Origin of the sequence: Scrofimicrobium canadense (assembly GCF_009696615.1) — a bacterium.
Lineage (GTDB): Bacteria > Actinomycetota > Actinomycetes > Actinomycetales > Actinomycetaceae > Scrofimicrobium > Scrofimicrobium canadense.
This window is the reverse complement of the sequence record NZ_VULO01000009.1, coordinates 16959-34434: the sequence shown is the minus strand read 5'-3', so window position 1 is coordinate 34434 and position 17476 is coordinate 16959. Positions and strand designations below refer to the sequence as shown.

Annotated in this window: 17 protein-coding genes; 8 read left to right on the top strand and 9 right to left on the bottom strand. The window is 53.1% G+C overall.

Annotated features, from left to right (window positions below; translation table 11 throughout):
• Positions 1–74: 74 nt before the first annotated feature.
• From rho to FYJ24_RS08105, 4 genes are all read right to left on the bottom strand, one after another.
• Entirely contained in the window at positions 75–1844 is a 1770-nt protein-coding gene (rho, locus tag FYJ24_RS08120; RefSeq protein ID WP_154545352.1) for a transcription termination factor Rho, read from the bottom strand.
• Positions 1845–2023: 179 nt separating this feature from the next.
• Positions 2024–2845, bottom strand: coding sequence for a homoserine kinase (locus tag FYJ24_RS08115; protein WP_154545350.1), 822 nt, complete (start codon positions 2843–2845; stop codon positions 2024–2026).
• Positions 2829–3035, bottom strand: coding sequence for a hypothetical protein (locus tag FYJ24_RS08110; protein WP_154545348.1), 207 nt, complete (start codon positions 3033–3035; stop codon positions 2829–2831). Before FYJ24_RS08110 ends, FYJ24_RS08115 begins: the two co-directional genes overlap by 17 nt.
• Before the next feature lie 9 nt (positions 3036–3044).
• Entirely contained in the window at positions 3045–4496 is a 1452-nt protein-coding gene (locus tag FYJ24_RS08105; RefSeq protein ID WP_154545346.1) for an MFS transporter, read from the bottom strand.
• Here FYJ24_RS08105 and FYJ24_RS08100 point away from each other — a divergent pair.
• Positions 4486–5166: a CYTH domain-containing protein gene (locus FYJ24_RS08100; RefSeq protein WP_206192593.1), complete on the top strand. Its 681-nt coding sequence runs from the start codon at positions 4486–4488 to the stop codon at positions 5164–5166. The two genes, FYJ24_RS08105 and FYJ24_RS08100, sit on opposite strands and share 11 nt — an antisense overlap.
• 2 nt (positions 5167–5168) lie before the next feature.
• On the opposite strand, the gene argS is transcribed toward FYJ24_RS08100, so the two are convergent.
• A complete protein-coding gene (argS, locus tag FYJ24_RS08095; protein WP_318656596.1) occupies positions 5169–6848 on the bottom strand; it encodes an arginine--tRNA ligase in 1680 nt (559 codons plus the stop codon).
• A gap of 106 nt (positions 6849–6954) precedes the next feature.
• Here argS and FYJ24_RS08090 point away from each other — a divergent pair, with 106 nt between their 5' ends.
• The 7 genes from FYJ24_RS08090 to FYJ24_RS08060 all read left to right on the top strand — a co-directional run bounded on the left by FYJ24_RS08090 (position 6955) and on the right by FYJ24_RS08060 (position 14474).
• On the top strand, positions 6955–7917 hold the full coding sequence (locus FYJ24_RS08090) for a sugar ABC transporter substrate-binding protein (protein WP_154545344.1): 963 nt from the start codon (positions 6955–6957) through the stop codon (positions 7915–7917).
• Complete coding sequence (locus FYJ24_RS08085; protein ID WP_154545342.1) at positions 7904–8935, top strand: ABC transporter permease; 1032 nt, start codon at positions 7904–7906, stop codon at positions 8933–8935. Before FYJ24_RS08090 ends, FYJ24_RS08085 begins: the two co-directional genes overlap by 14 nt.
• Positions 8932–9699 carry an ATP-binding cassette domain-containing protein gene (locus FYJ24_RS08080; RefSeq protein WP_318656595.1) on the top strand — a complete coding sequence of 256 codons (768 nt, stop codon included), beginning with the start codon at positions 8932–8934 and terminating at the stop codon, positions 9697–9699. The genes FYJ24_RS08085 and FYJ24_RS08080 overlap by 4 nt, the downstream gene beginning before the upstream one ends.
• Before the next feature lie 67 nt (positions 9700–9766).
• Entirely contained in the window at positions 9767–10264 is a 498-nt protein-coding gene (gene tpx, locus FYJ24_RS08075; protein WP_154545340.1) for a thiol peroxidase, read from the top strand.
• Between the two features lie 79 nt (positions 10265–10343).
• Entirely contained in the window at positions 10344–11435 is a 1092-nt protein-coding gene (locus tag FYJ24_RS08070; protein ID WP_154545338.1) for an AI-2E family transporter, read from the top strand.
• An 11-nt stretch (positions 11436–11446) separates the two neighbouring features.
• Positions 11447–12766, top strand: coding sequence for an MFS transporter (locus FYJ24_RS08065; protein WP_154545336.1), 1320 nt, complete (start codon positions 11447–11449; stop codon positions 12764–12766).
• Positions 12714–14474: a glycoside hydrolase family 2 protein gene (locus FYJ24_RS08060; RefSeq protein WP_206192592.1), complete on the top strand. Its 1761-nt coding sequence runs from the start codon at positions 12714–12716 to the stop codon at positions 14472–14474. Before FYJ24_RS08065 ends, FYJ24_RS08060 begins: the two co-directional genes overlap by 53 nt.
• A gap of 72 nt (positions 14475–14546) precedes the next feature.
• Here FYJ24_RS08060 and FYJ24_RS08055 read toward each other — a convergent pair whose 3' ends face one another.
• The 4 genes from FYJ24_RS08055 to def all read right to left on the bottom strand — a co-directional run bounded on the left by FYJ24_RS08055 (position 14547) and on the right by def (position 17475).
• The gene (locus FYJ24_RS08055; protein ID WP_225872083.1) at positions 14547–15995 is read right to left on the bottom strand and encodes an amino acid permease; all 1449 of its coding nucleotides are present in this window, start codon (positions 15993–15995) and stop codon (positions 14547–14549) included.
• 73 nt (positions 15996–16068) lie between these two features.
• Positions 16069–16311 carry a hypothetical protein gene (locus tag FYJ24_RS08050; protein WP_154545332.1) on the bottom strand — a complete coding sequence of 81 codons (243 nt, stop codon included), beginning with the start codon at positions 16309–16311 and terminating at the stop codon, positions 16069–16071.
• Entirely contained in the window at positions 16301–16801 is a 501-nt protein-coding gene (locus tag FYJ24_RS08045; RefSeq protein WP_154545330.1) for a DUF3145 domain-containing protein, read from the bottom strand. Before FYJ24_RS08045 ends, FYJ24_RS08050 begins: the two co-directional genes overlap by 11 nt.
• Positions 16802–16983: 182 nt before the next feature.
• Positions 16984–17475: a peptide deformylase gene (gene def, locus FYJ24_RS08040; protein ID WP_154545328.1), complete on the bottom strand. Its 492-nt coding sequence runs from the start codon at positions 17473–17475 to the stop codon at positions 16984–16986.
• Position 17476 lies beyond the last annotated feature (1 nt).

Below are 17476 nucleotides of genomic sequence, written 5' to 3'. Positions count from 1 at the left end.
GCGCCGGGTCCGCTGGGAAGTCCAGAGGTGAACCGGAACCAATCGTCTATTCTGGCAGGTTCTTGCCTTCAGGTCTAGTCTTGAGGTGTGGTCTTTTGCACCATCATAAGGAACTCAGCATTTGACTGGGTCTCTTTGAGTCTTCCCAAAATGGCCTCCAAAGCCGACTGTTGGTCCAAAGTGCCGAGCATACGACGCAGCTTCCACATAATCTTCAACTCTTCAGGAGCCAGTAGCAGCTCTTCGCGACGAGTTCCAGAGGCGTTGACATCAATAGCTGGGAAGATACGGCGATCAGCAAGCTGACGAGACAATCGCAGCTCCATGTTGCCAGTACCTTTGAACTCTTCAAAGATGACTTCATCCATCTTTGAACCAGTTTCCACCAAAGCAGAAGCAATGATGGTCAAGGATCCACCCTCACGGAGGTTCCTGGCAGCACCGAAAAACTTCTTTGGTGGGTATAGTGCCGCAGCATCCACACCGCCGGAGAGAATACGCCCGGAAGCCGGGGCTGCAAGATTGTACGCTCTTGACAAACGCGTGAGCGAGTCGAGAAGGACTACCACATCCTGGCCCATTTCAACCAGACGCTTTGCGCGTTCAATCGCAAGTTCGGCAACGATTGCGTGATCGGAAGCAGGACGGTCAAAAGTAGATGCCACTACTTCACCGCGGACTAGTCCGCGCATGTCGGTGACTTCTTCAGGTCGTTCGTCCACCAGCACCACCATGAGGTGCACATCTGGATTATTGACCTCAATAGCCTTAGCGATCTGCTGCAAAATAATTGTCTTACCAGCTTTAGGAGGTGCAACGATCATCCCACGTTGCCCCTTACCGATGGGGGAAACTAAATCGATGAGTCGCGGGGTCATCGCCTTGGGCGAAGTCTCCAAGCGAAGCATCTCATTGGGATATTCGGGCGTCAGTTTGCCAAATTCTCGGCGCTCCATGGCCTGTTCAATAGTGAGGCCATTGACTGACTCAACGCGGACAAGCGCATTATATTTCTGGCCCCTACGTTGTTGCTCACCTTCCTTCATAGGACGTACCGCGCCAACGACCGCGTCGCCAGCCCGCATACCCCACCGACGCACATTCCCTAAAGTCACATAGACATCATTGGGACCAGGAAGATACCCCGATGTACGCACAAATGCATGGTTATTCTGTACGTCCAAGATTCCAGCGATAGGAACCAGATCTTCGTCTTTGAGATTGGGCGTATTTTGTTCAGGTGCGGCCTGTGCTTCACTACGACCGTTATCTCGATTGTCGCGACCACGCCCACGCCTACGTCCGCGTTCACGACGACGGCTACGCCCGTTTTCCCCGCCCTCGGGAAGATCGATTTGTTCAAGAACCTTGATAGGTTCTTCAGGTGTGGCCTTTTCTTCCGTAGCTGCAGGCTCTTTTTCAGCTGGTTTAGCGTGAGCTAGTTCTTCGGCGACGACCGCACGAATATCCAGCTCAGCTTTTGGTTCACTAGCCTTCTGAGAAACGGCGCGGCGTCGACTTTCCCGACGAGGCGGTTGCTCTTTGGCCCGGTCTTTTTCCAGCTCAGTAGCGGCTATTTCAAGGACCGGCTTTTCTTCCGCAACGGCATCGGCCAGCTGCTTTTCTTCTGTCTTTTGTTTGGCTGGCGCCTTTTCTTTGCGAGTCGCTTTGGGCTCTTGTTCCGCTGATTTTTCTACCGGGGCGGAAACAGGGACCTCAGACAGAGCGGCGACTAGGTCAGCCTTCTTCATGCGATAGAAGCCTTTTATTCCGCGCTCGGCTGCCAGTTCTTTGAGCTCTGTCAGCTTCAAGCCTTGAAGGTCCGCAGATGGAGTCTTTTCCATGTGTGTCTCTTAATCCTAACTACACAATGTGAGAGGATAGCGCTTAAAATCCCTGAAGCGCTTATCTTATATCACCTGTTAATCCGGACAGGTAACCGCAAATCGCTCTTGCGACAGAAGTAATACTAGCAGCATCAGAGCCTAAGACTAGTCAATTGTGTACCTGTGTGCGTCCGATGTCACAGAATTTCGGTTCCGCGTAGATCCAGACTCGTTGATAGAACACGCCAACCAGCAGACTTAGCGGCCTCAGTAACCGCGACGCTCACGGGTGTCAGTGAAATAACAGCTGTCCCTTTCCCTGCCAATGTCGCGGGGAATCCACTTTCTCGGAGCCATTCCACTAAGGCAACGCTGGCAGGGACAATGGTGGCGTAGTTCGTAAGGGCCCACACGTCTTCAGTTGCTTCAAATAGGTCATGAACATCCCCTGCACCGGCTAAAACAGCCCCAAGAAGTGCGCTGGTGTGCATGGCTCGGCATACTTTATCGGCTTTGACATGCTCATTCGCCTCAGGTGTCCACCGAGACGATAGCGCCGAAAAATCAGGAATAAAGAGAGTAGGCCTAATATAAGTGGGAGGTTCTAGATGAAGCGTCCCCACTAGTGCGCCCCCCTGGAGACTGGTTGCGGCTGCCAACGGATCTACACCCAGATCGTCTGCAAGCCCCAAGATATCGAAATCCTCGGGTTTACCCAGCATTCCTTGTGCAGCAACCAGCCCTGCAATGACATGTGAGGTTTCTTCACCAAGTCCCCGCTCGGCCGGGATCCTCGTCCCCACAGTAATATCTGGGCGAAAAAGTGGGGCTCCCACGCTTTCAAGCCCAGCAAACAACCCCCGAGTAAAAGCGTCATCACTCACCTTTGCCAGCGTTGTAGCCCGCACGGTAAAAGTGTCAGCGAGTCCCAAGCACAGTCCAACTGTCCCAAACGGTGATCCAACGCCGGTTGCTATAGCTGGGGCTCGAACTGTAACCTCGTCATTGACCAGGCGCATTGTCGCCTTGTTTCCCTCCAGAGCGTTTCTTACCTTGAAGAAGCTCATCCATTTGGGCAAGTGCAGCAGACATCGTCTTGTTGGCAGCCTTGTATTTATCGCGTTCTAACCGGGCGGCCTCAAGCTCATCTGTCAGGCGTTGAACCTGCGACGCCATCGATTCGTCATCCTCTGAGTTAGGCTGCTTCATGGTGCCAGTCTAGGCGATAGACGACGCGTCTTGCTTCCCCTCTTGCCGACGGAAACGATCAACCAGGTTGAGCACCACGGTAGCGAAGATGAGCGCGGTGATCACCCACATTGCCCACGATGCACCGGTTTGGTAACCCCGGCTCGATATACCCATGAAGAAGGTGGTGATGACGACGGCAAGTCCAATCGAAGTCCCCATACGCTGCATAGTCTGCAGCAGAGCGGCAGCCACTCCGGCAGCTTCAGCAGGCACTTTATCGAGAGTGAGAGCCTGATTGGGGGAAATAACCAACCCTGACCCGATCCCTGCTAGAGCAAGAATCCCAATAATCCACCATGCCACCTGACTCTCGGGCACCACTGCGGTTACTATCCCCACTCCCATCACGCTTATCAGCATGGTCATCGAACCGATAACAGGCACGGTACGTCCGAAACGTCCGACGAGTGCCCCCGACATGCCAGCAGCAGCTCCTGAAGCGATTGCAAATGGCATCTGCGCTAGCCCAGCCTGTAACGGGGTAAAACCTAGGCCCTGTTGGAAATAAAGAGTAACCACAACAAAAATGGATGTGAATCCCGCAAAATATGTAAACCCTGTGGCGACCCCCAATATGTACGAGGCGGAACGGAACAGTCGGCTATCAATGAGGGGTGCCCCACCTTGCCTAACCCATATCCGCTCCCATCCCCACAACACCGCCAATATCAGCAGCCCAACCGCAATGAGCCACAGCGGTGCAGACGCCAGACCAGCGCCCCCTTCTGAAGCAACGAGGAACGGCCACATGATTGTTACGACCGCCCCTCCCAAGAGCACCATCGCGATTGGATCGAATAGTTTCCAACTCCACCGCGTTTTTGTGCCATTCGAACGCGGAAGCCATCGATAGGCCAATGGAACCAAAACTAAGCCTATGGGGACATTGATAAGAAAAACAGCACGCCACCCGTGTTCAGAACCAATGAACGCGATGAGAAGGCCTCCGATGAGTGGCCCCAGCGCTGTTGAAATCCCCACCATGACACCATAGCCACCAAAGGCTTTTGCCCGTTCATTCCCCTTAAACAAGTCTTGGATGAGTCCAAGAACCTGCGGGTTGAGAATTCCAGCAAAACCCCCCTGCAGTAAACGCAAAAACACCAGCCATTGCGCTGTTGGGGCAAGTCCGCATCCCAACGATGTCACAACAAAACCGGCGACACCAATCATGAAAAGTCGCCGCCTTCCAAAAATGTCTCCGGCTCTGCCCGCAGCGACAAGAAGGAGACCAAATGTCAGCGAGTAGCCCGCCACAATGAGCTGGACAGCCGCTTCCGAGGCGCCAAGACTCGCGTCAATCGAAGGCAGGGCAACATTGACGATTGAGACGTCAAGAAGTGTCATGAAGCCCGCCACAAGTACCACGGCAAAAGCTCCCCGGCGGCCGTGCTTCATACTACTTGCAGTGTATGTCACGACTTCAGTCTACGATGGAGCTATGAGCGAGGCGATGATGGGTGGGACACAGCCCGATTTTGAGTTCGAGCGCCGGTTTTTTGTCTCTCATCCTCCTCAGGATCTCCTGAAAGGATCTGACCCCAACGTCATCGTGCAGACTTACTTCCTTGCCGAAGACGGCTACGCCTTACGCGTGCGGCTGCAAGCAACTGCTTTCCAAGGTGACCTTCCCCTATCCTCTGAGGGAAAATCGGTGATCGAAACTCTGGAGGACTCTTTTGATTTGTGCATGCTCACTGTTAAAGGACCCATGGTTGGTGGCACCCGTTATGAAGCTGAACGTGAACTGGACATTGGCATAGGCATCGAAATGTGTCTACGGGGTGGGAAAACCCTTGTTAAAAAACGCTATGGTGTTTGGCTAGACGAAGATGGATGGGTCATTGATCTCTTTTGTACGCCTAATGCCCCGCTTGTTATTGCCGAGTGTGAGCGCACTGGTCCTGTCACCGATCTAGCTATTCCTAGTTTCTGCACAATTGAGGTCACTGACGACGCTCGCTTTTCCAACGATTCCTTGGTGCACAATCCGTACTCGACGTGGGTAGAGAGCTTTCAGTCAGAGTTAAGAAACCGAAACCATGACTACATGGGCGGTTTTGGTGACAACAGCCTTTCAAGCCTATAGGGTCACATTTTTTCTGGCGCCTCTACTCCCAACAAACCTAACCCGGCCTTGAGCACCGTTGATACGGCGTTATTGAGCTGGAGGCGCGCAATATGGCCGCCGTCCACAGGGTCATCTGCACGTGGCGTCACTCGACATTGCCCATACCACTGGTGATAAGCAGAGGCGACTTCCTCTAGATAACGGGCAACCCGATGAGGCTCGCGGGAAACTGCTGCCTGCGCTACAACTGAAGGGTAACGTGCCAAAGTGGCCAGGAGTTCTTCGTCTGCGGGATGGTTGAGTTCGGAAGCCACATAGTCTAGATCATCTGGAACGCCATGCTCGGCTGCATTACGCGCAACAGAGCGGGTCCTGGCATAGGCGTATTGAACGTAGTAGACGGGATTGTCATTTGTTCGACTAGAAAGAAGATCGAGGTCAATATCCAAATCAGTGTCGAGTGAAACGCGTACCAACGCATAACGCGCCGCATCAACGCCGACGATATCAACGAGGTCACTGAGTGTAACGACCGTTCCCGCACGCTTTGACATGCGCACGGGTTCCCCATCTTTGACCAAATTGACCATTTGCCCGATGAGCAGCTGCAGATTTACATAAGGCTCATCGCCAAAAGCAGCACACATAGCCATCATGCGCCCCACATACCCGTGATGGTCGGCGCCAAGCAGGATGATGACATTGTCCGCACCACGTCCACGCTTATCCAGGTAGTAGGCAACGTCCCCCGAGAAATAGGCCGCATCACCATTAGATTTGATCAGCACCCGGTCTTTATCGTCCCCAAAATCGGTGGAGCGCAGCCATGTGGCACCGTCTTCTTCATAGATGACACCGCGCTGGCGCAGACGATTAATCGCCTCGTCAACAGCGCCCGATTCATGAAGAGTATCTTCGTGAAAAAATACATCGAAGTCGGTTCTAAAGTCGTGGAGTTCAGCCTTGACTTCGTCAAACATGAGAGCAACGCCGCGAGATCTGAATGCTTCTAAAGCCTCATCTTCGGGAAGGTTCACCGGGTCTTCCAACCCCTCAGAAATTGCCCCGGCGCGCACACGATCGGCAATATCGGTGATGTACTCACCACCGTATCCGTCCTCAGGAGCTGGCAATCCCTTGGCTCTCGCATAAAGCGAGGCGGCGAACCGATCAATCTGGCGCCCGTGGTCATTGAAGTAATATTCGCGGACGACTTGAGCTCCCTCAGCCTCCATCAGACGGGCCAAAGAATCCCCAACCGCAGCCCACCGGGCACCTCCCAAATGAACAGGCCCTGTGGGATTTGCTGAAACAAATTCGAGATTGACCGTTGAACCCGCAAGCGCGTCCCCTTTTCCATAGGAGTCTCCAGCAGCAAGAATGCTGCGAGGAAGTTCCCCTGCAGAATCTGCAGTCAGGGTGATGTTCATGAATCCGGGGCCAGCTATGTCAATAGCCTCAATACTCGGATGTTCGCTGAGGGTTTCAGCCAGTATTTCAGCGAGCTCACGGGGAGCCACACCAGCCTTTTTCCCCAGCTGCATGGCGATATTTGTAGCCCAATCACCGTGTTCGCGGCTTCGAGGACGTTCGACTTTAACTAACGCGGGAACATCATCAGCACTAAGCTGAATACGTTCGGCTGATACAGCGGCAATGAGGGCGAGGCGAATCTGCTCGGCAAGTTCTTCTGGAGTCACCCCACCAGATTAGCGCGCCCGAGCCTTGGCCAGCAAAGGCCGCCGCAGGGTCGGTCACCTATAGTTACATAGCAAGAAGTGGACTCATGCAAAAGGGAGAGCACAAATGAGAAAAGGCGCTGCATTGGCAATCGCCGCGTTTTCGCTGGCCACACTAGCGGGGTGCTCCGGTACGGGGCAAGACAACACTTCTGAAAGCGGAAACGCGATTGCTGCCACGTACGCAGTAGTCACCCACTCTGCTCAAGGAGATGCATTTTGGGATCGCGTAAAATCTGGTGCTGAAAAAGCTGGATCGGACTATGGGGCTACTGTTACTTACAGTTCCGATCCAGACCCGGCCAAGCAATCACAGCTTATTGACAATGCAGTGGCGCAAGGTGTTGACGGATTAGTGATCTCCATGGCCAATCCCGACGGGCTCGAGGCTTCAGTTGAAAAAGCAGTGGCAGCAGGAATCCCCGTGGTCACCATCAATTCAGGGATTGAACGCTCCGCTGAGTTCGGGGCGTTCACGCATATCGGCCAATCAGAGTCGGTCGCGGGTGCAGCTGCTGGTAAAGAAATGAAAGAACTAGGCATTACTAAGGCCATTTGTGTTCTTCACGAGGCAGGCAATATTGGTCACGAAGAACGCTGCAAGGCGGCAGCGTCCACCATGGGAGGCACCGTAGAAAATCTACAGGTTGATGGCACGAACGATGCTGAGGTAAAGGCCACTATCAAGGCAAAGCTCCAAGCGGACCCAACGATCAACGGTATCCTGGCCTTGGGTGCGCAGTTCAGCATCGATGCTGTTGGCGCGGTAGAAGAAGCCGATTCGGATGCGAAGGTAGTCACATTTGACCTCACCGAAGATGTCATCGACAACATCCAAAGTGGAAGTATTCTCTTTGCTGTTGATCAGCAACCTTATGTACAAGGATTCCTCGGCATTACCGCACTGTACCTCAACAGTATTAACGGGAACGTCATTGGCGGAGGTGAACCCGTCTATTCGGGTCCAGCTTTCATCACCAAAGATAATGTCGATACGGTATCGGAATTTGCGAAGAATGGTACCCGCTAAGCCCGCCGAAGCGCGCACTGTCGATCCCTGGATAAGTAGACTCTTAGCGCGCGCAGAGATCGGTGCACTGGTTGCCGCGGCAGCGGTGATGTTCTTCTTTTCTGTTTACACCCAGGCATTCATGACTCCTGCAGGAATAGGAGTGTGGTTAGAGTCCGCTGCCTCATATGGGATCATGGCGGTAGCTGTGGCCATGCTGATGATTGGCGGTGAATTCGACCTTTCAGCCGGTGTCATGACGGGGTTCACCGCTTTGGTGGTTGGCGTGCTCACGACCCAATGGGGATTGAACATCTGGATTGCAGTCCTAGTGTCGCTGATCCTGGCACTGGGAATCGGCTTCCTCAATGGCTACATGGTGACACGCACGGGTCTGCCCAGTTTCATTGTTACACTCTCAACTTTTTTTATCCTCGCAGGTATCGATCTCGCTGTCACTAAAATACTCACCGGCCAGGTTGCCATTCAGGGGATGGCTAAAGTCCCCCATTATGACAGTATTCAACCGCTCTTTGGCGCATCCGTCGAGGCCTTTGGCGGACGCTTTTACATCTCGTTGCTGTGGTGGATTGCTGTTTGCGCAGTGGCCATGTGGATTCTTCAACATACTCGTCCAGGAAACTGGACCTTCGCTGTCGGCGGAGACCTTGGGGCTGCCAGACAGCTTGGAGTTCCCATCTACAAGACGAAAATTGCTCTATTTATGGGGACTGCGGCCGCTGCGTGGCTCGTTGGAATGATTTCGCTCTTCAGGACCTCAACTGTGCAGGCTAATACGGGAGTGGGTCAAGAATTTATCTACATTATTTGTGCCGTAGTCGGCGGGTGCCTGCTCACCGGCGGTTTCGGGTCGCCGCTAGGGGCATCTCTGGGGGCACTCATTTATGGCATGGCCTTCCAGGGCATTAGTTTTGCGCAATGGGACACCAACTGGCTAAAAACTTTCATGGGAATCATGCTTCTTCTGGCAGTATTTGTGAATCATTGGGTTCGCCGCCGCTTGGGAGGTAAATCGTGAGTCTGATCGACGTGAGTGGCATAAGCAAAAACTACGGTGCTGTAGCAGCGCTCACTGACGTATCAATGACGGTGGATGCCGGACGTGTCACCTGCATTCTGGGCGATAACGGCGCAGGGAAATCGACTCTGATAAAAGTGCTTTCTGGAGTACACAAGCCCTCTTCAGGCCATTTTCTGGTCGAGGGGAAACCAGCTGATTTTGACGGACCTCTTGGAGCACTTTCCGCCGGTATCGCAACTGTCTACCAAGATTTAGCTGTTGTACCTCTCATGCCAGTATGGAGAAATTTTTTTCTAGGGTCAGAGCTGACTCGCGGCCGTGGCCCCTTTCGCCGCCTCGACACCGCACAGATGAAACAAGTTACCCGTCAACAGCTTGCGGCTATGGGAATAGATCTCCACGATGTCAATCAGCCGATTGGGACTCTTTCCGGAGGTGAACGCCAATGCGTGGCAATCGCCCGTTCCGTGTATTTTGGAGCGAAAGTACTCATCCTTGACGAGCCAACAGCAGCTCTCGGGGTCAAACAATCAGCTATAGTGCTGCGATATATTGCTGCCGCACGCGACCGCGGACTTGGCGTCGTCTTCATTACGCATAATCCACACCACGCCTACCCTATCGGCGATCAGTTCTTGATCCTCAAGAATGGGAGATCACTAGGTAACTTCTCCAAAGACAATCTCTCTCTCGATGCTCTCACACGCATGATGGCCGGTGGGGATGAACTCGACGAACTAGCCATTGAGCTAGGACGCTAGGGCAATCCCCCACTTCCGGTAGCATTTCCAAGAGGCATGGACAGCGTTGCGCTGGCACAATAGAAGCATGACTACGATTACTTTGGGCGGAGAGCCCGTTAACACCAGTGGTGAATTACCAGCAGTAGGCACGATCGCCCCCTCGTTCGATCTGGTCGCTGCCGACTTATCTCCCGTGTCAAGCAAAGATTTTGAGGGGAAACGGATCGTTCTCAATATCTTCCCTTCAGTTGACACTGGGGTATGTGCCACGTCAGTACGACAGTTCAATGAGCTTGCTTCGGGACTTGAAAACACAGTAGTGGTATGCGTGTCCCATGATCTTCCCTTTGCCCTTGATCGGTTCTGCGGAGCCGAAGGCATCAAAAACGTTGTAACCGCTTCAGCTTTCCGATCAACTTTTGGCAAAGATTTTGGTGTTCTCCAGGTCGATGGACCACTAGAGGGATTGCTTTCTCGTGCCGTCGTGGTGATCGCCCAAGATGGCGAAGTGATATACACCGAGCAGGTTCCTGAGATCAAGCAAGAGCCCGATTATCAAAGCGTCCTTACTGCACTGCAGTAATAGGGACACAAACGTATAGAGGGCGGAAGCAATCAGATTCCTGGTAGCGTGATCTCAGCAGATCACGGAGGTTCATCTCATGACCAGTCAACCCGGGAACACGCGCGTGCTTCCGCCTTCTTTAACACTACTTCTCAGTGCAGCAGCTGCAACGATAGCGTTAGCAGGCATTTACTTTACATCGGAGATTTTCGGCCCACTGCTATTGGGCTGGTTGATAGTGATCATCTGTCTTCCGGTGCGTAACCCCTTCATACGCATGGGTGCACCTGGATGGTTGGCATCTACTGCGGTCATAGTCGTTGCATTTTTTCTCCTGGCAGGCATGGGAGGCCTTCTGTACTACGCAGGTTCACGTTTTGCAGACATGGTGCCCGAGATCGCAACCGAACTCCAGACGACCGCTGGAAGCATCATCGCATGGCTTCATTCGGTGGGACTCGATCAACAAGCAGCCAACGCAGTTTCTTCGTTCCTTGAGCCCTCATATATTCTCTCATGGGTCACATATCTGTCCAACATGGCGCTTGGAACAGTCGTCGCCTTCTTCTTTGTCGTTTGCTATGTCATCTTCATTTCTGCAGATGCCTCCCGAATTTCTCGTGCTAAAGAGCTTTACGGAGAGTCTTCAACTCCATCGATAAAAGCATTCGCGCGGTTTAATTCCGGAGTTCGACGCTACTTCGTTGTCAACGCTCTCTTTGGTGCCGTGGTAGCCGTCATCGACGGAGCGGCCCTATGGTTTCTCGATGTGCCAGGCCCAGCAGTATGGGCGGTATTGGCGTTCGTTACCAATTTCATTCCCAACATAGGGTTCTTCTTAGGCATGGCCCCGCCAACACTCTTAGCCTTCGTCGTGGGAGGATGGCCTTTAGCGTTAATCGTCATTGCCATCTACTGTGGAGTCAACGTACTGCTTCAAGTTCTCATCCAACCCAAATTCATCTCTGACGCAGTCAACCTTAATCTCACTTTGAGTTTCTTCTCCGTTGTTTTTTGGACATTTATTCTTGGACCATTGGGCGCCATTCTTTCTGTACCACTCACACTCGCGGTTCGCGCATTAGTACTTGAAAATGATCCAGGGACACACTGGTTGCGGTGGCTTTCAGGAGAGGAGATTACTGAAGCACACACTCACGATGAGTCGTCCTCTGCCCGTTTGGTCTAGGCGAGATTCCTATGCGCCAACGTGAGAAACTCTCTCCCATCAGCCCCCGCCTCATGAGTGGAGTCGTGATTCTCGGTCTCACCGGTCAGTTAGCGTGGACCGTAGAGAACATGTATCTCAATGTATTCATCTTTGAAACCCTCACTGACTCTCCCCATGTCATTGCCCTCATGGTGGCTTTGGGAGCTCTGACCGCGACTCTGGCAACACTATTCCTTGGCGCCTGGTCAGACCGGGCTGGAACTCGGCGTCCATTCATCGTCATCGGGTATCTTCTATGGGGAGCAGTCACTGCAACATTTGGCCTGGTCCATGCGGGACCTGGGATGGCTATTGCTGGTGCTGTCACTGCGATTATCCTTCTTGACTGTGTCATGTCCTTTTTTGGTGCCGGAGCAAATGATGCCGCATTCAACGCGTGGGTCACTGACAACACCGATGACTCAAACCGTGGTCGTATCGATGCGGTCCTCCAGATCATGCCAATGGTCGCTATGCTGGTGGTTTTTGGCGCGCTGGACCCTCTCACTAAAGATGGCCATTGGTTTCTCTTTTTTGCTATCATCGGCATCTGCACCGCGGGAATCGGAGTCCTTGCATGGCCATTAGCTAAAGACGCACCTACTCTCAAGAAATCTACTGAAGGGTACTTCAGCTCAGTAATCCTGGGACTGCGTCCCTCAAGCATTCGACGTAACCCTTCGCTATATCTCACTCTTGCAGCCTGGGCGATCATCGGTACATCGACGCAAGTATTTCTGCCGTACATCATTGTTTACCTGCAGCGGCGTCTCCAGATAGATGCATACGCCCTGGTGCTCGCTGCGGTCATCATTTCTGCTTCTATTCTTTCTGTTCTGGGTGGACGCATTATTGACCGAGTCGGAAAAGTCCGTTCAATATTGCCCGCAACAGCCATCATGATTGCCGGTTATCTCGGAGTGTTCTTTGCCCGCACAACATGGCCAGTCATCCTATGTGGCACCATCATGTTTGCCGGATTCATGCTATCGGTAGCTGCGATAGCCGCTGAAGTGCGGGACAACACACCAGCTCAACACGCTGGAATGGTCCAGGGATTACGAATGATTGCCATGGTTTTGATCCCCATGTGGATCGGGCCCACCGTAGGCGCCACTGTCATCTCCAGTGCGGCGGAAACCTACACCGATTTAGGTCAAGTCAAACAAGTCCCCACCCCATGGATATTCATTGCGGCAGCCGTTGTTGCACTTTTTGTCCTGGTGCCAATGGCTGGCTTGCGCTACATTCAAAAGCATGATGTACACACGGTGGGGCAAGACCCTCGATCCTCATCACCCTCTGCCTGAATATCCTCGGCCTCAGTTAGTTCGCGATGACTGGCTGAACCTCAATGGAATATGGCAATATTCCATCACTGAGGCATTCATCGACACCAGCGATCCTATTGCCGTGGATGATCCAACCTCCCCACCATCGGATTGGTCTGGAGGCATAGTCGTCCCTTTCTCTCCAGAATTTCCTCTCTCGGGGGCCGACAGGCAGCTCCTTCCCCACCAAACTCTGTGGTATCAGCGTGATTTCACCGTCCATCTTGACCCAGCGCAGCGCACTCTTCTCCATTGTGGTGCTGTCGACCAGTCGTGCAGGGTGAGTATCAATGGGATTGAAGTGGGGTACCACACCGGTGGTTATCTTCCATTTTCTTTCGATGTCAGCGACGCCATACGCGACGGCATCAACACAATAGTTATTGCAGTGCGCGATGTCACCGACAGCGCGTGGCTCACGCATGGCAAACAGTCACTCTCACGCGGTGGCATTTGGTACACACCCCAATCGGGAATATGGCAGACGGTGTGGCTTGAACAGGTTCCGTTCAACTACATCCAGAGAACATCAATAACCGCCCAACCTGACCTCTCTTCAGTTGAGGTTCTTGTGGAGGGGTCTCCAGGCACAGCTATCGTCACCATCGACGGACATGATTTCTCAGTTCCCGTAGGTATTCCAGTAGTCCTATCCACCCCAGGCCTTCCACTCTGGACGCCTACGCATCCCCATCTCATTCCCGCGACCATCCAGTTGGACCAAGACCACACCACCTCGTACTTTGCAATGAGGACCTTTGAAGCTAAGGGCGGCGAATTCTTTCTCAACGGAAAACCCTATATGGTGCTGGGCGCTCTAGACCAGGGGTATTGGCCTGATGGAGGCTATACTCCTCCCTCTGATGAGGCTTTAGTTTTCGATATCGAATCAGCAAAAGAGCTTGGCTTCAATACGCTCCGCAAACACATAAAGATCGAATGTGCACGGTGGTATTACCATTGTGATCGCCTCGGAATGATGGTGTGGCAGGATATGCCTAATGGGGGCAGAATTCCTCGGACTAGTCTTCTAAACGGTCGCGTCGTTGTTCCATTTTGGCTTCCGGATAAGCCAGGACCAATACTTGGGCGTCAAGACGAAGCCGGACTTCAATCCTTCCGCGATGAGCTCACTGAGATGGTGACCCATCTACGGTCGTTCCCATCGATAGTTCTCTGGGTCCCCTTCAACGAAGGGTGGGGTCAATTCGAGGCAAATAGGGCTGCGCAGCTCGTGAAAAATCTCGACCCAAGTCGCCCGGTTGATCACGCATCCGGCTGGTTCGATCAAGGAGGCGGTGACGTGCGCAGTGTGCACCTATACTTCCGCCCTCCCCGTGCCGTCGGGCGAGGTTTTTCTCGCCGCGACCCGCGCGTACTAGCTCTCACCGAATATGGAGGCTTTTCCTATCCCGTGCCGGGGCATACGTGGGGAGACAATACTTTTGGATATTCAACCTACGAATCCTCAGAGCAACTAGAAGAGGCGTTTTGCGCCCTCCACCTGGATGAGATGCCCAAAGTTGTTGATCGAGGTCTCAGGGCGGTCATTTATACGCAACTGTGCGATGTTGAGGATGAGATCAATGGATTACTGACCTACGACAGGGACACCTATAAAATCCCAGCCTCAACAGTGCGCGACACTCTGATTTCTCTTATCCCCTCAACGCACACAGGCTACTAGCTACCACCCATCTATTCGCATGCCGGTTGGTAGATAACTGTCCCGGCACCAAATATCGCACTGCCACGGGTATTATGACACCGCGATAGTGCGGTTCTGGCGACGACGAGCCAGCCGATACGAAAGTGCCAGCACACCCAGCCACACGACTCCAACAATCATCGCAGTTCGAGTATCGGGGAACCACGCCAAAAGAACCACCACGCAACAAATGAAAGCTATAGTCAACCACGAGGCATACGGCCACAACGGAACATCAAAGTTTGAGTGGTCCTTCACTCTACGGCGCATCGCTACATGCGACAGCATAATCATCAACCATACCCACACTGTCGCAAATGTAGCGATTGAAGCAATGACGACAAAAGCCCTCTCGGGAATAAGTGCGTTGAGCAGTGCGCCAACCCCCAATGCCATACACATGACGGCTACAGACATCCAAGGAATTCCGCTATTCGATACCTTCGCAAAAGACCTGGGTGCGTGCCCTTCGAGCGCCAAGCCATAGAGCATTCGCCCAGCACCAAACGTGTCCGCGTTGATAGCAGAAATTGCCGCGGTAATCACCACCAGGTTGAGAATATCAGCTGCGGCTGGCAGACCAAGAGCCGTAAATATCTGAACAAACGGACTGGCTTCTCCCGTAATGGTGTCCCAGGGAACCAACGACATGATGATCGCCAACGTTCCCACATAGAACAACAGAATTCGCCACGGGACCGTATTGATTGCCTTAGGAATCGAATGTGAGGGGTCAGCTGCTTCGCCAGCAGTAATGCCGATTGTCTCAATGCCACCAAAGGCGAAGACAACAATCGTGAGTGAGGCTAGGAGTCCTTCAATGCCCTTGGGTGCAAACCCGCCGTTACCCCAAAGGTTCTCAACACCTGAGCTGGTTCCATCTGATAGGGACATTCCCATCAAGAGAAGGGCCACACCCCCGCCGATCATAGCGATGATGGCGCCAACTTTGACCAGACTAAGCCAAAACTCAAGTTCACCAAACACTTTGACATGTCGAGTGTTGATGCCAGCGATAAAGAGGATAACTGCGACAATCCATATCCACTTAGGAGTTCCCGGAAACCAAAACCCCATGTACACAGCGAAGGCCGTAACATCTGCAATCGCCACTACTATCATTTCGAAGACAAAAGTCCAGCCAGTAACGAAGCCCGCAAATGGTCCAAGATATCGCGTTGCATACGTCCCAAAAGAACCCGAAACAGGATTACGAACTGCCATCTCGCCCAGAGACCGCATCACGACATACACGGCCGCACCAGCAACAATGTAAGCTAGCAAAACTATAGGCCCAGCTGCTTGGATTGCTTTTGATGAGCCGTAGAAAAGTCCCGTCCCTATAGCCGACCCCAAAGCAATGAAACGAATATGGCGCATATTCAGGCCACGTTTCAATGTGGGTTCCGCCTGCTGGTAACTACTGGACACGGGGATACTACCGCTATCAGAGCGTTCGTCAGTCGTCGTCATGAGCCATTCCACGTCGGTAAGTGCCAATTATCGCACCTACTTGAGGGTACTCCTGCTGTATCTTTCCCTCCGCCTTGTCCATATACGCCGCCAGACGGAATCAACGTGAGGACTGGGTCACCTCGTCAAGAATGTCCCCCACTGTCACCCAACTTTGGACATGCTTATCGAGAATCGGACTGCCGATTTCTCTTTCTATCTGCGCAACGCACGCCCACAATGCAATTCCGGTGAGACCGATGTCTGATAGCTTTTGGTCTCGATGGATTGACCCATCGACATGAATGCTTTCAGCCGCGATATGCTGCACAATCGCATCTTCGGAAGGGATTTCATCCGGCACGATGTAGCCACCTCACCGGCGCTCCCGCACCCGCGTAGCGGAATGGTTCCAGCTCGTCATCCCATGCTTGTCCCAATGCGAGGTCCAGCGCCTCACGAAGGCTGAAGAAATCCTCGGCTCTCTCAAGAGCCCCCCGAATGCGGTCTTCAGGCACTACAGTATTGCCCACCGAGTCCATCTGTGAGTGGAAGATTCCCAAGCTCGGGGTGTGCGCCCACCGTCCCCCATCACTGCCGGGGGTCGCTTCTTCAGTCACCTCATAGCGAAGGTGCTCCCAGCCACGCAAAGCTGATGCCAAGCGAGCTCCCGTTCCAACCGGGCCGACCCACGAGTACTCGGTCCGAATCATTCCCGGCTCAGCCTCTTGATTTGTCCAGCGTAGACTCACCTCGGCTCCCAAGGCGCTCCCCACAGCCCATTCCACATGGGGTCCCAGGGCGGGGGGTGCTGTATGCACAAAAAGTACCCCGCGGGTGACATTTCTGCTCATCCTTAACCTCCAGTTTTCTGTCCAAGGGTCGTCTTCCCCAACGTCCTTGTGACCGTCAAACTGGCCTGAGCCCAGCGGTTACACGTCAACTATACAGTGTTGTGGAGTAGAGCTTCAATCCGACCATGCGTGTTGCTGGCAAAACCCCGTAGCGGACTACTAAACCCCTGCGAAAATAGAGGCTAGAACTCAGATTCGCGAATAGCCTTCAAAGCTCGTTTACGAGTAGCGCGGTCCAAACGATCGATGTACACCATACCTTCAAGATGGTCGGTTTCATGTTGCAGACAACGCGCCATAAGTTCTTCGCCTTCGACCACGACAGGCTTCCCATCAAGGTCAATCCCCTCGACACGTGCGTACCATGCGCGCTCGGTCGGAAACCATAACCCAGGAACAGACAGGCATCCTTCGTCGCCGTCTTGATACTCATCTTCTGAGACTTCTACCAAGCGAGGGTTGAGCACATAACCGATGTCTCCCTCGATATTCCATGAAAATGCCCGCAATCCGACACCGATTTGGTTGGCGGCAAGACCCGCGCGCCCCTCCATGTCGACGCCCTCAAGCAAGTCTTCGACAAGAGACTTTACCCGCTCGTCAATATCTGTAATCCACTCACAAGGAGTCCTTAGTACTGGGTCACCAATAATTCGAATATCTCGGATGGCCATA

Coding starts and splice junctions, on each gene's coding strand:
- FYJ24_RS08060 (WP_206192592.1), top strand. CDS start 12,714: ATGATGTACACACGGTGGGGCAAGACCCTCGATCCTCATCACCCTCTG.
- FYJ24_RS08070 (WP_154545338.1), top strand. CDS start 10,344: ATGACCAGTCAACCCGGGAACACGCGCGTGCTTCCGCCTTCTTTAACA.
- FYJ24_RS08045 (WP_154545330.1), bottom strand. CDS start 16,801: ATGAGCAGAAATGTCACCCGCGGGGTACTTTTTGTGCATACAGCACCC.
- FYJ24_RS08115 (WP_154545350.1), bottom strand. CDS start 2,845: ATGCGCCTGGTCAATGACGAGGTTACAGTTCGAGCCCCAGCTATAGCA.
- FYJ24_RS08110 (WP_154545348.1), bottom strand. CDS start 3,035: ATGAAGCAGCCTAACTCAGAGGATGACGAATCGATGGCGTCGCAGGTT.
- rho (WP_154545352.1), bottom strand. CDS start 1,844: ATGGAAAAGACTCCATCTGCGGACCTTCAAGGCTTGAAGCTGACAGAG.
- def (WP_154545328.1), bottom strand. CDS start 17,475: ATGGCCATCCGAGATATTCGAATTATTGGTGACCCAGTACTAAGGACT.
- FYJ24_RS08085 (WP_154545342.1), top strand. CDS start 7,904: ATGGTACCCGCTAAGCCCGCCGAAGCGCGCACTGTCGATCCCTGGATA.
- FYJ24_RS08090 (WP_154545344.1), top strand. CDS start 6,955: ATGAGAAAAGGCGCTGCATTGGCAATCGCCGCGTTTTCGCTGGCCACA.
- tpx (WP_154545340.1), top strand. CDS start 9,767: ATGACTACGATTACTTTGGGCGGAGAGCCCGTTAACACCAGTGGTGAA.
- FYJ24_RS08065 (WP_154545336.1), top strand. CDS start 11,447: ATGCGCCAACGTGAGAAACTCTCTCCCATCAGCCCCCGCCTCATGAGT.